Annotated in this window: 12 protein-coding genes; 7 read left to right on the top strand and 5 right to left on the bottom strand. The window is 64.3% G+C overall.

Annotated elements, in window-relative coordinates; genetic code table 11:
* The first annotated feature begins 147 nt into the window (after positions 1–147).
* Positions 148–1,074, top strand: coding sequence for a tyrosine recombinase XerC (locus ACHIRB_RS13915; protein WP_395125055.1), 927 nt, complete (start codon positions 148–150; stop codon positions 1,072–1,074).
* Between the two features lie 6 nt (positions 1,075–1,080).
* On the opposite strand, the gene ACHIRB_RS13910 is transcribed toward ACHIRB_RS13915, so the two are convergent.
* Positions 1,081–1,566: a murein hydrolase activator EnvC family protein gene (locus tag ACHIRB_RS13910; RefSeq protein ID WP_395125056.1), complete on the bottom strand. Its 486-nt coding sequence runs from the start codon at positions 1,564–1,566 to the stop codon at positions 1,081–1,083.
* 137 nt (positions 1,567–1,703) lie between these two features.
* Between ACHIRB_RS13910 and ACHIRB_RS13905 the strand changes: the two genes are divergently transcribed.
* A complete protein-coding gene (locus ACHIRB_RS13905) occupies positions 1,704–2,597 on the top strand; it encodes an MBL fold metallo-hydrolase (RefSeq protein WP_395125057.1) in 894 nt (297 codons plus the stop codon).
* A gap of 51 nt (positions 2,598–2,648) precedes the next feature.
* Here the strand turns inward: ACHIRB_RS13905 and ACHIRB_RS13900 are convergent, their stop codons facing one another.
* Positions 2,649–3,257, bottom strand: coding sequence for a TetR/AcrR family transcriptional regulator (locus ACHIRB_RS13900; protein WP_395118946.1), 609 nt, complete (start codon positions 3,255–3,257; stop codon positions 2,649–2,651).
* A 48-nt stretch (positions 3,258–3,305) separates the two neighbouring features.
* Here ACHIRB_RS13900 and ACHIRB_RS13895 point away from each other — a divergent pair, with 48 nt between their 5' ends.
* From ACHIRB_RS13895 to puuE, 4 genes are read left to right on the top strand one after another with little or no spacing between them, the layout of a single operon-like run.
* Positions 3,306–4,187 (top strand): oxygenase MpaB family protein, encoded by an 882-nt coding sequence (locus ACHIRB_RS13895; RefSeq protein WP_395125058.1) that lies wholly within the window; start codon positions 3,306–3,308, stop codon positions 4,185–4,187.
* A 34-nt stretch (positions 4,188–4,221) separates the two neighbouring features.
* Positions 4,222–5,457, top strand: coding sequence for a DUF6986 family protein (locus tag ACHIRB_RS13890; protein WP_395125059.1), 1,236 nt, complete (start codon positions 4,222–4,224; stop codon positions 5,455–5,457).
* Positions 5,454–6,467: an allantoicase gene (alc, locus tag ACHIRB_RS13885; protein WP_395118940.1), complete on the top strand. Its 1,014-nt coding sequence runs from the start codon at positions 5,454–5,456 to the stop codon at positions 6,465–6,467. The genes ACHIRB_RS13890 and alc overlap by 4 nt, the downstream gene beginning before the upstream one ends.
* 54 nt (positions 6,468–6,521) lie before the next feature.
* Positions 6,522–7,433 (top strand): allantoinase PuuE, encoded by a 912-nt coding sequence (gene puuE / locus ACHIRB_RS13880; protein ID WP_395119062.1) that lies wholly within the window; start codon positions 6,522–6,524, stop codon positions 7,431–7,433.
* Here the strand turns inward: puuE and ACHIRB_RS13875 are convergent.
* The 3 genes from ACHIRB_RS13875 to ACHIRB_RS13865 form a co-directional block, all read right to left on the bottom strand.
* Positions 7,391–8,128 carry an aspartate/glutamate racemase family protein gene (locus tag ACHIRB_RS13875; protein WP_395118938.1) on the bottom strand — a complete coding sequence of 246 codons (738 nt, stop codon included), beginning with the start codon at positions 8,126–8,128 and terminating at the stop codon, positions 7,391–7,393. The genes puuE and ACHIRB_RS13875 overlap by 43 nt on opposite strands.
* Before the next feature lie 10 nt (positions 8,129–8,138).
* On the bottom strand, positions 8,139–9,722 hold the full coding sequence (locus tag ACHIRB_RS13870; RefSeq protein WP_395118936.1) for an NCS1 family nucleobase:cation symporter-1: 1,584 nt from the start codon (positions 9,720–9,722) through the stop codon (positions 8,139–8,141).
* A 67-nt stretch (positions 9,723–9,789) separates the two neighbouring features.
* Entirely contained in the window at positions 9,790–10,515 is a 726-nt protein-coding gene (locus tag ACHIRB_RS13865; protein ID WP_395118934.1) for a GntR family transcriptional regulator, read from the bottom strand.
* Between the two features lie 129 nt (positions 10,516–10,644).
* Here ACHIRB_RS13865 and ACHIRB_RS13860 point away from each other — a divergent pair, with 129 nt between their 5' ends.
* Complete coding sequence (locus ACHIRB_RS13860; RefSeq protein ID WP_395118932.1) at positions 10,645–11,388, top strand: siderophore-interacting protein; 744 nt, start codon at positions 10,645–10,647, stop codon at positions 11,386–11,388.
* The last annotated feature ends 81 nt before the right edge of the window (positions 11,389–11,469 follow it).

Below are 11,469 nucleotides of genomic sequence, written 5' to 3'. Positions count from 1 at the left end.
TCGCACAGTAGGAGTCCGTGGTTGCGTCGAGGTTGCGCGTCGGACCGTCAGAGTTGCGGGGACGTTACGCGGGCAGGGTCTGTACCGGTTCCTTGTCGACCGGCGAGCCAGCTTGCATGCGCGGGCGCGGGCAGCGACTGTTGGGCCATGACTGCGGAACTGCCCGATTCGATGCGGGCGGACGTCGATGCGTTCGCCGAACATCTTCGGCTGCAGCGTGGTCGGTCGGCGCACACGGTCCGGGCGTACGTCGCCGATGTGACTGCGCTGCTCACCCACCTCTTGGCCCAGATGCCGGAAGCGCAGTTGACGGATATCGATCTGCGGTTGCTCAGGTCGTGGCTTGCAGCACAGTCGAAGAGCGGTGCGGCCCGAACGACGATGGCTCGACGGACCTCGTCCGCCCGAACTTTCACTGCGTGGCTCACCCGTACCGGCCGAATTTCGGCCGACCCGGGTACGCGTCTCGCTTCGGCAAAGGCGTTGCGGCCGTTGCCTGCCGTGCTTCGGCAGCAACAGGCGGCAGACGCGATGGACGCCGCGGAACTTGGCGCGGCGCAACACGATCCCCTTGCGGTGCGGGACCGGCTGATCGTGGAGATGCTGTACTCGACCGGTATTCGGGTCGGTGAGCTGTGTGGCCTCGACATCGACGACGTCGACCGTGACCGTCATCTCGTTCGGGTGATCGGCAAGGGCAACAAGGAGCGGTCGGTGCCGTTCGGTCGCCCGGCCGCCGAAGCGGTCGAGACCTGGTTGCGGTTCGGGCGACCCGAACTGGCGACCGCCGAGTCGGATCGCGCGCTGCTGCTCGGCAAACGAGGCAAACGTATCGACCAGCGTCAGGCGAGGACCGTTGTGCACGAGACGGTCTCGGCGATTCCCGGTGCGCCCGACATCGGTCCTCATGGGCTGAGGCATTCCGCGGCAACACATTTGCTCGAAGGTGGTGCGGATTTGAGGATCGTGCAGGAGTTGCTCGGCCATGCCAGCCTCGCCACGACACAGCTCTACACACACGTCTCGGTCGCCCGGTTGCGCAAGGTCCACGATCAGGCCCATCCGCGCGCATAGCAGTTGCTAGGTAACGGGTTTCAGTCTGATGGGCCTGGCGTGCAGCAAGCCGAGTGGATCGAGATACTCCCTGTCGCGGCGCAGACCCCAGTGCAGGCACGCAGCGGCCGGACAGCCCGGATGTCCCGCTTCCAGCGTCCCGATGGTGTGACCGCGACCGATCCGCCGACCGACGGACACCGACGCGTCGACCGGTTCGTACGTGGTGCGCAAGCCGCCGGCGTGGTCGATAGAGACGACCGGTTTGCCCGCGACCGTGCCAGCGAACACGACGATGCCGTCGCCTGCGGCCACAACGGATTGACCGGGTGCGCCGGCGAGGTCGACACCACGGTGACCGGGGAGCCAGTCGCGTTCGGGGTTGTCGAACGGGGTCACCACCTGTGGTCGCGGGCGTAGCGGCCAGTCGTACTCGCCACGCGGGGCCGCGCCGGCCGGCGAACTGCCGACGACCGCGAGAACCAGTCCAGTCGCCACGAGGTGTTTCCACATCCGTTCAGCGTTGTGCCGTTGCCACGGTTTGCGACAGTGCCGATCACCGAATGTGGATAACTATCTGCTCATCCACAGGCACACAACGCGCGGACCGCCGTAGCATCCGAACGATGTGCCTCGGCTGTATGGCGGCAATGACCGCACCGACTGCGGGAGCTCCCGCAGACATCTTTCCGACCGACGGTCCGGCGCCGGGTTGGCTCCGCGACGAGCCGATCGGCGCAACGATCACGTGGACGGGATGTGCCGGCATCGTGCTCGCCTACGAGGGGACGCGAATCTGCTTCGATCCCTTCGTCAGCAATCCTGGATTCGTCGACACCTTCTTCCGGTCGGCGCGCTCCGACGGTGAGCGGGTCCGGCGGTCGTTCGCCGACATGTCCGCGATATTCGTCGGGCATACCCACTGGGATCATGCGATGGACGTCGCCGAAGTTGCGACGATCAGTCCGAGCGCTGTGGTCTACGGCAGCGATACGACGACCGAAATCGTTCGGCGGCAAGGCATCGGTGAATCGCAGCTGCACACGGTCGTCGACGGCGAGCAGCTGACGGTCGGCCCCTTCAGCGTCGAGGCAGTGGCGTCACGGCACGGCATCGTGCCGGTCGCAAGCAAGATTGATGTGATCGACCTCCGCGGCACCGGCATGCCGCGCAGCCCGTTCCGCTGGCCACGCGGTCAGGTTTTCTCCTATCGGGTGACGTTCGCGGACACCTCGTTCTATCTGCACACCAGCGCAGGCTTCGAGCCAGAACCTTTCGCTCGTCAGCAGCCTGTCGATGTCGTAATCGCCTGCCTCGCCGCACGTCAAGGCACACCCGACTACTTCGCCAGAATCGGTGCGCAGTTGCGTCCGAGGGTGTTCATCCCGTGCCACCACGACAACTTCCTGGAGTCGCAGGACAAGCCGCCGAAACCGGTGCCGCGGCTGGAGTGGCCGCAGTTCCTGGCCGATGTCGACGACCTCGGACGTGACTACGGCACCCGCCTCGTCCAACTGCCGCGCGGGGAAGCGATTTCCTTCTAGGCGGCTATGCCGCTCGTGCGTCTTTTCGGTGGTCGGGCCCGCCGAAGAGACTCACGAGCGGCGCAGCCGCCCTATCGACCGGTCGCGCCACGCTGTCAGGCGTCTCGGCATGCTGTCGAGGTCGGGATCCTGGATCCAGCGATACGAGATTCCGATGGCTTCGATCAACAATTGCTCGACCTCTGCCTCGACATCGATTCCGGCGCTGACGGTTCCGTCGTCGAGGCCCTCCCGAATCCACTGCTGGAGTTGGGCGCCGAGCGCTGCGAGCCACCTATCGACGACGGGCCGCATGACGTGCCCGCCGGCCGCCGCTTCGAAACTTGCAATGAGGATCGCCTTCAGCAGTATCGGTTTCTCCAGTGAGAATTGGTGCAGGCGATCGAACGCTCCGAGGATCCGCGCGAGTCCGCTCTCCTCGTCGTTGCGGCCGAGCAGCAGCGCTTCGTAGTCGCGGTGCAGCGCGCCGAGCAGTTGGTCCTTCGATTCGTATCGTTCGCGCACCATCGCGCGGCTGTATCCCGCTCGGAGTCCGATCTCGGCCGCGGTGGTGCGTTCGTAGCCCTGCTCGATCACCAGTTCCGCCAACGCCTGCCGAAGGCGTTCTGCTGATTCCGCCGATCGTTGCTGCTGGGTTCGTCTCGGCGCGGTCGTCTTCATACCACCACTCTACTTGCTTGCGTGCGCGCAAGTATGTAGCGTCGAGGAATGAAGTCGAATACCGGTCGATCACGTCGATGGGCGCGCAACACCATTGCGGAGCTCGATCCGCGAGTCGACGACGCGCGGATCACGCACCTCAGCGCTGAGGTTCGCTACGGCGATCCGGTGCTGACCGCCGCTCTGTATACCGTTGCCTTCCTTCGGCAAATGGCGGTGCCGTCGATCGCGGCAGTCGTGCACCGTGGCGGTCGAGGTCCGATCATGCGATCGACCCGTAAGCGCAACGACGACACCATGGTGTTCTTCGGTGAGTTCATGCAGAACGGCCACTCGTCCGAGCGTGGCCGCGCCGCGATCGAACGCCTCAACGAGATCCACGCTCCTTTTCCGATCACCAACGACCAGAGCCTCTACACGCTGGCATCACTGTCGTTCGAAGCCGCCCGGATACCCTCCTTCGTCGGCGTCGACCTGTTGACGGATCGTGAAAAGGAAGCGAATCTCCGGTTCTGGCGCGGCGTCGGCAAACAGATGGGCCTACATGACATCCCGGAAACCTACGACGAATTCTGGGACTGGTCGTGCCGCTACGAACGAGACAATTGGGCGTTCTCCGCTGGCGGCGTGGCCGTTGCACAGGCCATGATCGACGACTACGCCGCTCGGTGGCTGCCTCCGCGCCTGCAATTTCTCGGTGGGGCCTTCGTCGCGGCTCTGTGTGAGGACGAGCTGCTCGACGTGCACGGTCTGCCACGGCCGAAAAGAGGTGTGCGCCCGACGATCGGAGTAGTGCTTCGCCTGTATGCCATCGGCCGTCGAATTCTCCCCGATCCGCAGGAACGATCGTGGACCGACTACTTCGGTTCGGAATACGGCAGCTGTCCACATCTCGCCGAGGTCGGCTATCGGGGTAAGCGAACTCCGTAGCGCGAAGCGCCCTACGTTCTGCGACGATGGAGCCGTGCCACCGAATCCCGACGCATCCGCACCGCGAGAACGTATCGAACGAATCGGTGCCGTCCTGCGCGCCGTGGACGCCGACCTCGCCCTGCACTATCGGCACGACCGGCCCGAGGTGCAGCCGCTGCACACCGTGTACGTCAGCGCCGCCGACGCGACACCCGAAACACCGTCGGAATGGGGTCGCGGAGCAGGCGAACTCATCGCCGACCACTCCGAGCTCTTCACTGCATTGGACATATCGGGCGCGCTGCCGAAAGTCCGGGACATGCTGGCCCGCAACCCGATCCAGGATCTACGTATCGACTTCGAGGACGGCTACGGCCGACGTCCGGATGCTGTGGAAGATCACGATGCCCGCCGTGCCGGTGCGACGTTCCAAGCGCTGCGTGAGGTCGCAGGCGGACCGCCGTGGTGCGGCATCAGGATCCGCGGACTGACGACCGACGAGTTCGCGCGGTCGCTGCGCACACTCGAGTTGGTGCTCGACGGTGCAGGCGGTGTACCCGCCGGTTTCGTCTTCACGATTCCCAAGCTTCGTGTCGCCGAACAGGTGACGGCGGCCGTCCTGCTGTGTGAAGAATTGGAGGACGTGCACGGATTGCCATCGCACACACTGCGATTCGAGCTGCAGATCGAAAGTCCACAGGCGATACTCGGCCGCGACGGCGCTGCGACCGTAGCGAAGGCGATCCACCTCGCCGACGGTCGGTGCACCGCGTTGCATTACGGCACTTACGATTACAGTGCCGCGCTCGGCATCGCATCCATTCAGCAGTCCCTCGAGCATCCGGTCGCAGACCATGCCAAGGCCGTAATGCTGGCTGCGGCAGCGCAAACCGGTGTGTGGGTGTGCGACGGCTCGACGCAGGTCAATCCCACCGGATCGGCCACCGCCGTCGCCGATGCGATCGGACGCCACTACCGACTCGTCACTCGGTCGCTGGAGCGCGGCTACTACCAGGGGTGGGACATGCACCCAGGGCACTTGGCGACCCGCTGGCTCGCCACGTTCGCCTTCTATCGCACGGCGCTGCACGCTGCTGCTCCTCGACTCCAGGCCTACCTGGACAAGCAGGGTGGTGACGTAGTCGACGAGCCTGCGACCGCGCAGGCGCTGGCGAAAGTTGTGCTGCGAGGAATCGATGCTCGGGCATTCGATGAGCAAGACTTAGTCGATCTCGCGCCGTGTGCTCGGCGTGACGTACTCGACGAGTTGGTTGGAAGGACACGATGACCGCGGACCGAAGTTCCGTTCGGATGCCCGATTTCACAATGCTTCCCGACCTCGCACTGCGACCACTCGGTGGTGCGGTGATCTGGGCGAACGACGAACTGTTCGCCGAGAAGGAGAACCTGATCCGCCCAGGTCCGTCGGTGTATCAACCTGCGACGTTCGGCCACAAGGGCCAGATCTACGACGGCTGGGAGACGCGCCGCCGACGTGCGGACGGGATCGACGAGGCAGTCGTGCGCCTCGGAGTTGCAGGGGTGATCCATGGCGTCGTCGTCGACACAGCGTGGTTCAAGGGCAACTTCCCGCCGGAGGTGTCTGTCGAAGGCCTCGTCGTCGACGGCTATCCGGATCCTGCCGACATCGCGGCGCGGACCGACTGGACGACACTGGTTCCCCGCAGCAAGGTGTACGGCGACACCCGCAATCCGTTCGACGTGGCATCGGAAAAGCGTTGGACGCACGTGAAACTCACGATGTACCCGGACGGTGGAGTTGCGAGGTTCCGGGTGCACGGCGAGGGTCGCCCCGATCCGCGGCTACTCGGTGCCGGGCCGCTCGACCTCGCCGCACTCGAGAACGGCGCGATGGTCACCGATTGCTCGAATCGGTTCTACAGCTCCCCGCAGAACCTGCTGTTTCCCGGTGTGGCGAAGGTGATGGGCGACGGTTGGGAGACCGCTCGGCGTCGCGACGGAGCCAACGATTGGGTCCAGGTCAAGCTGGCCGGTGCTGGAACGATCAGGCTCGCCGAGATCGACACGTCCTACTTCGTCGGCAACAGCCCCGGCGCCGCTGCGCTGCGAGGCAAGACCGAAGCCGGTGAGTGGATCGACCTGTTGGATCGCACGACATTGCGAGCCGACACCAGGCACCGTTTCCTCGTCGATGACGCCGTGCCCGTGACGGACGTCCGGCTCGACATCTACCCGGACGGCGGTCTGGCGCGGTTGCGATTGTTCGGCACGCTGACCGACGCCGCTTTCGCTGAGATCGAACGCCGTTGGCGGTAGCGTCGTAGCGTGAGCGAGTACAGGCGTGAGGACCCGCGCGACTATCCCCGTGACATGGTCGGCTACGGACCGCATCCGCCGGATCCGCAGTGGCCGAACGGTGCGCGTATCGCCGTGCAGTTCGTCCTGAACTACGAGGAGGGCGGCGAGAACAACGTTCTCGACGGTGCCGAGGCTTCGGAGACGTTCCTATCGGAAATCACTCCGGCGCAGGCCTTTCCGAATCGGCACATGAGCATGGAGTCGCTCTACGAGTACGGGTCGCGGGCGGGACTGTGGCGTGTACTGAGGGTCTTCGAACGACGCAAGCTGCCACTCACCATCTTCGCGGTCGCGCGTGCGATGCAGCGCAATCCCGAAGCGGTCGCGGCGTTCGCCGAACTCGGTCACGAGATCGCCTGCCACGGCTTGCGGTGGGCGTCGTATCAACTGACCGATCGTGACGAGGAACGAGCCGACCTGCACGAGGCCGTCGCGATCCTTCGCGATCTCACCGGTGCGGCACCGCTCGGTTGGTACACGGGCCGCGATTCACCGCAGACCCGAGATCTCGTCGTCGAGCACGGAGGCTTCGTCTACGACTCCGATTCCTACGCCGACGACCTGCCGTACTGGGTCGAGGTGCAGGGCACCGACCATCTCGTCGTTCCCTACACGCTCGACACCAACGACATGCGATTCGCTTCTGCCGCAGGCTTTCCCAGCGGCGATCAGTTCTTCGCCCACCTGCGCGACGCCTTCGACGTGCTGTACGCGGAGGGTGTTGCCGGCGCGCCGAAGATGCTGTCGATCGGCTTGCACTGCCGGATAGTCGGTCGACCAGCGCGGACCGCAGCTCTGGAACGCTTCCTCGATCACGTCCAGTCGCACGAGCGCGTCTGGATCGCGAAACGGATCGACATCGCCGAGCATTGGCGCACCACTCATCCAGCGGCGGACCCGAATTCGCGCAGCAGTCCGATGTAGGCCTTGGGCGGGGGTGTCGCGAACTCACCTCTGCCCGACTTGCGAAGGCCGAGTCGCACAAGCGATTCCACCAACGTCGTGCCTGCGGCTACGCCGTCGATAACGGGTACGCCGATCTCGGCCGATATCTCACGGCAGAGGTCGGCCATACCCGCACAGCCGAGCAGGATCGCATCCGAGTTGTCGGACTCGATTGCCCGCAAAGCAGATTCGGTGATGATCTTTCGTGCCTCTGGATCGGTTTCCAGGTCGAGGACCGGGATGTCGCTGGCATGGACGCCGCGGCAGAACCGTTGCATGCCATACCGTTCCGCGAGATCCCACGTCCGACCCGCCGACCGTTCCAGCGTCGTGACGACGCTGAAGCCTCGGCCGAGGAAGCTACCCATGTGCATGGCCGCTTCGGCCATTCCGACGACCGGCCCGCGTGCTATTTCGCGAGCAGCGTCGATTCCTGGATCGCCGAAGCATGCGACGACGTAGCCGTCGACACCTGCTGCCTCACCTTTGGCGATTTCGGTCAGGAGGCCGGGAACGGCGAGAGCTTCGTCGTAATGACTCTCGATGGACGCCGGACCCATGTCCGGATTGACCGCATCGACGAGCGTGCCAGGACCGGCGACGGCCCTGGCACACTCCTCGATCTTCGCGGTCATCGTCGCCGTCGTGTTCGGATTGACGAGCCGAATGTGCATGCCCGAGAGCCTATGCCGCCGCGTTCGGCGCGGTGTTGGTGACTGCGGTGTTGGTGACGGCAAGGCGAGACTTGGTTGCGAGCACGTAGTAGATCGCGAAACCGAGGCCACAGCCGATGAACCAGCTGTACTGCGCGGCCGTGTGCATGCCGTACACGTCACCGGCCGTGAGTACCGGGAACATTGCGACGATTGCACCGATCGCCGTCGCGATCACCGCGGCAGGGTTGTAGCCCTTCGTGTACCAGTAGGTGCCCTGGGTAGACATGGTGAACAAATCGTCGACCACGATGTGCTGCTTGCGGATCAGGTAGTAGTCGGCAATCAGGACACCGAACAGCGGTCCGATGAACGCACCCAGAGTTTCGAGCGTGTAGTGGATGACATCGGGATTGTTGTAGAGGTTCCACGGTGTGATCAGCACGGAACCGACGGCGGCGATCATGCCGCCCGCGCGCCAGCTGATCTTCTGCGGGCTGACGTTCGAGAAGTCGAAGGCGGGGGAGATGAAGTTGGCGACGATGTTGATGCCGATCGTCGCGATGGTGAAGGTCAGCGCGCCGAGAACGATCGCGAACGTGCTGTCGATCCGCGCGACCGTCGCGACCGGATCGGTCAGCAGCTCACCGAAGACGGGCAGGGTGAGCGACGCGGTGACGACGACGAGGATCGAGAACACGAGGAAGTTCACCGGTAGTCCGAGGAAGTTGCCCTTCTTCACTGCTTCGAACGACTTGCCGTAGCGCGAGAAGTCGCCGAAGTTGAGCATCGGCCCCGAGAAGTAGGAGACGACGAGCGCGATGGCACCGAGAATGACCGGGATGGCGTCCAGGCCGGAATACTTCACTTCGCCGAGGTTGAGGTCGATCGCACTCCAGCCGGCCTTCCAGATGAGGTAGCCGCAGAGCATGAACATCACGACATAGACTGCGGGACCGCAGAAGTCGATGAATTTGCGGATCGACTCCATGCCTCGCCAGAACACGCAGGCCTGCAGTATCCAGAGCAATATGAAGCTGCCCCAGCCGAGCAGTGGCAGACCGAGGAAGCCGTAATCGTCGACCACCGCATAGGGAGCGAGGGACGGGAACAGTTTGATCAGGACGACGTCGAGTGCCGCTGATGCGAGGAACGTCTGAATTCCGTACCAGGCCACAGCGATGAGGCCGCGGATGATGGCTGGAATGTTGGCGCCCATGACGCCGAACACGCTGCGACAGATGACGGGGTAGGGCACCCCTGTTGCCTGGCTCGGGCGGGCGACGAGGTTGCAGAAGAAGTAGACGATCATGATGCCGACCACAAGGGCGATGAGTACCTGCCAGCTCGCCAGTCCGAGAGCGAACAGGCTGCCCGCGGTGACGTAGCCGCCGACGGAGTGCACGTCGGACATCCAGAACGCGAAGATGTTGTAGGACCCCCAGGTCTGCTTGCGCAGTGGCGCGAGGTCCTCGTTGGTCAGCTGGGGGTCGTATCCGGGTTTGATGAGGCCGCCGCCGACGGGGTGGCCTGCGGCCTCGACGATGTCGTTTGCACCGAGCAGCGAGCCTGAAGGCAGGCTGGAGGTTTGCTGCGATGGAAGAGTTTCGGTCATGGCTACTCCCGATCTGGAGTGTCGTGCGAGCTGGCGAAACTCAAGTTATCCAGCGGAAGTTGCGTGCCTATTTCCGCAGAGATATATCTTCTGCAGCCAGTAGACCGGTATCTGTGGGCAATGTTGCGATGACCGTGTTGAGCCGTGTGTGGTGGTGCTCGCTCGCCGCGAGCAGTCGCGCGACATCGTTTGCGAGAAACGCGTCGAGCATCGCCTGATGATCGGAATGCAATGTTGCACGATCGCCGCGCGCCACGTGGACCATCGGCTGCACCGGTTCGGTCATGTTCCACGCCGATTCGAGCATGTGCAGCAGCCGGTACATACGAGACGGCCTCGTCAGCGCAAGGTGGAATTCGCGGCTGAGGCGGTGATAGGCGACGGGATCGTCGTCACGGATCGCGTCTTCCATCCTGGCGTGAATGCCCGCGATGTCGGCGCGGTCCTCGGCGGTCGCCTGCTCGGCGGCGGCGGAAAGCGCGGCCGTCTCCAAAGTCTCACGCACGATGTAGATTTCGCGCAGTTCGGCCGAAGTCAGTTGCGCGACTGTATATCCCAAGTTGGCGCGATGATCGACCAAGCCTTCGCCGATCAACGTCTTCAACGATTCTCGGACCGGGATGTGACTGACACCGAACAGTTCGGCAACCTCGCCGAGCGGAATGGCTGTGCCGGGAGGTACGGCACCGTCGAGGATCACACGGCGCAACTCGTCGAGGATCTCGCGTTGCGGGCTGCCCTGGTTCTCGATCACCAGCTTCGACAGCAGCACCGATCGTCGTCGCGGCGGCATCGCCACAGGGTAGCGACCTGATGTTGCGTCGATGTTGATTCACGCAAATGCGGCAGCAGCCTCGTGGGCAACCTCCTCGGCAACCGCTGTGTACCTTGGTTAGGTAAGCCTAATTTCTTGGAGGTATCGATGGCACGACGAAAGACGACACTGACGGTGCTCCGGTCCGAGCGCGTCAGCCCGCACCTCGTTCGGGTGGTGCTCGGCGGAGCGGGATTCGACGACTTCGCCCCAAGCGAGTTCACCGACTCCTATGTGAAGTTGCTGTTCGAAGCGGACGGCGCCGAGATCACGCGGACCTACACGGTGCGATCGGTGGACCCGACCGCTCGTGAGATCGCGATCGACTTCGTCGTCCACGGTGACGACGGTATTGCTGGGCCGTGGGCAGAGCGGGTGCAGCCGGGGGAGACGATCTCGATGTTCGGCCCCGGTGGCGCGTACGCGCCGCGCGCCGATGCCGATTGGCATCTGCTGGCAGGCGACGAGTCGGCGATCCCCGCGATCGCGGTCGCGCTGGGAGCGCTGCCGGCCGGTACGAAAGCGAAGGTGTTCGTCGAGGTGGGCTCGGCGCTCGACGAGATCGCGTTCGAGACCGCCGCGGATATCGAGCTGACGTGGGTCCACCGCGAGGATGCACCCGAATCGCTGCTCGGTGATGCGGTCCGTGCTGCCGAGTGGTTGTCGGGGGTTGCTCAGGTGTTCATCCACGGTGAGGCCCAGGTCGTGATGGCTGACCTGCGTAAATACGTGCGAAACGAGCGCGGCGTCGCGGCGGAATGGGCGTCGATTTCCGGATACTGGCGGCGCGGCCACACCGAGGAGGGTTTCCGCGTCTGGAAATCGGAGCAGAGGGAGCTCCGCGCGTCGTGAGTCTTTTCGGCGGTCCGTCCCGCCGAAAAGACTAATGGGGGTGGATCGGCGGGAACGGTTTCGTGACGGAGCTGTTTCGGG

Origin of the sequence: Antrihabitans spumae, assembly GCF_043944905.1 — a bacterium.
GTDB lineage: Bacteria > Actinomycetota > Actinomycetes > Mycobacteriales > Mycobacteriaceae > Antrihabitans > Antrihabitans spumae.
Note: the sequence above shows the minus strand (reverse complement) of the source record. Positions and strands in the feature narration are given on the sequence as shown.